This window comes from Nitrospirillum pindoramense (genome assembly GCF_007827955.1).
GTDB lineage: Bacteria > Pseudomonadota > Alphaproteobacteria > Azospirillales > Azospirillaceae > Nitrospirillum > Nitrospirillum amazonense_B.
Map to the genome: position 1 here is coordinate 1 of NZ_VITR01000041.1, position 1,613 is coordinate 1,613.

Sequence of the window (1,613 nt, forward strand, 5' to 3'; positions counted from 1 at the left end):
CCTGGATAATTCACCGCCCCGATTTGCCCGGCTCATGCTGGTGACGCAAGTTCGCGCATAGGATGTGAGGCGCCCACCGCCCCCCCCCGCTGGGGGAGCGCGATGGTGCGGGGCTTGTGAGTTGACGGGGAAGGGTTCTGGGGGGGGGCACGTCGCCCCGGCGCTCACGGCGGCATTGAGGCCAGACGGGTGGCGAGTGCCGAGAAGCCCTGCTGATATGCAAAGCCTGTGGGCAGGGCGACCTTGATCCTTGTGGCCAACTCGCGGATGCGGACGGCGACCTTGATCAGGCCGAGGCGCAGGGTGTCGAACTGGGCCTCGCGCCAGAAGGAGGCTTTCGGGGCCATGGCGCGCAGGCTGTGCATCAGCCAGTAGGCGGCGGTGTGGATGAGCAGGCGGAACTGGTTGGCGGTAGCCTTGGTGCAGGAGGTGCGGTCGGAGGCGAGGTGCAGCTTGTGGGCCTTGATCAGGTTCTCCGCCTGACCCCGGGCACAATAGACCTTCTCGTACAATGCCTTGGGCTGACCGGTCAGGTTTGTGACGATGAAGCGGCTGTCCACACCCTGGGATGAGGCTTCGATGCGGGCGATCACGCGGCGCTCGGTCTTCCAGGACTTGGCGGCATAGCGGAACTGGGCGTAGCGCCGCGTCTTGTCGGCGGCGGCGTCCAGGCGCTCCAGGGCGATTTGTTCGGCCTCGGCGGCCACGCGGCGCAGCAGCACCTTGTTGCCGCCCAGACCGAAGATATAGCCGACCCGATGACGCTCGCACCACGCCATGGCCTCGGGGCGGCCATAGTGGCTGTCACCCCGGACCAGGATGTCGACGCGCGGCCAGCGGGCGCGGATGGCGCGGACCACATGGCGCAGAACCAGGGCCACCTCGGTGCCGTCCGGCGTCTTGCCCGGTCTCAGGAAGACCGCGACGGGCTTGCCGGTGACGGCCTCGTAGATATGGATGGGCATGAAGCAGCGGCTGTCGTGATGGGCATTGAACAGGCAAAGCTGCTGCTGGCCGTAGGCCCGGTCCTCGGTGTCGTCGATGTCCAGGATGATGCGGCGGGGAACGGCGGCGAAGCTGTCGCAGAACAGTTCCACCATGGCCGCCATCATGCGCTTCAGCGCCACCGGGCCCGGCAGGTTCTCCAGCCGGGTCATCGTCGGCTGGGAGCAGAGGTCGCCCCCACTCTCCGGCAAGCGGCCGACCGCCATCTTGAACGCCGGGTCCTGGCGCAACCGGTCACAGTCGTTGGCGTCGGGATAGCCCGCCGCGATCGCCAAGGTGCGGAACCGGATCATCTCGGCCAACCCGTGGACGATCCGCTCCGGCGCGCGCGGGTCCTCGATGCAGTGCGCCAACCGGTCGGCGATCCCCAGCCGACGTTCCACCTCCGCCAGAAGCAGGACGCCGCCGTCCGACGACAACCGCCCACCGTCAAAGCGGGCGATAACGGGCTTGCCGCAGACCGGTGACAGGCCCGGCAGCGGCAGGGTAGGATCAACGTCGGCGGGCATGGCGCTCCGGAAACAGCAGGTTCGGCCTCAGCAATCGAATCCTACGTGATTCCAGGGCCTTAGCCTATGCCCGCCAACCCTGGTGAATTATCCAGGCTA

1 protein-coding gene is annotated in these 1,613 nt (G+C 67.4%); it reads right to left on the bottom strand.

What is annotated here, in order from left to right:
- Positions 1-164: 164 nt before the first annotated feature.
- On the bottom strand, positions 165-1,514 hold the full coding sequence (locus tag FBZ90_RS27640) for an IS1380 family transposase (protein WP_246130900.1): 1,350 nt from the start codon (positions 1,512-1,514) through the stop codon (positions 165-167).
- Positions 1,515-1,613: the final 99 nt, after the last annotated feature.

Coding starts and splice junctions, on each gene's coding strand:
- FBZ90_RS27640 (WP_246130900.1), bottom strand. CDS start 1,514: ATGCCCGCCGACGTTGATCCTACCCTGCCGCTGCCGGGCCTGTCACCG.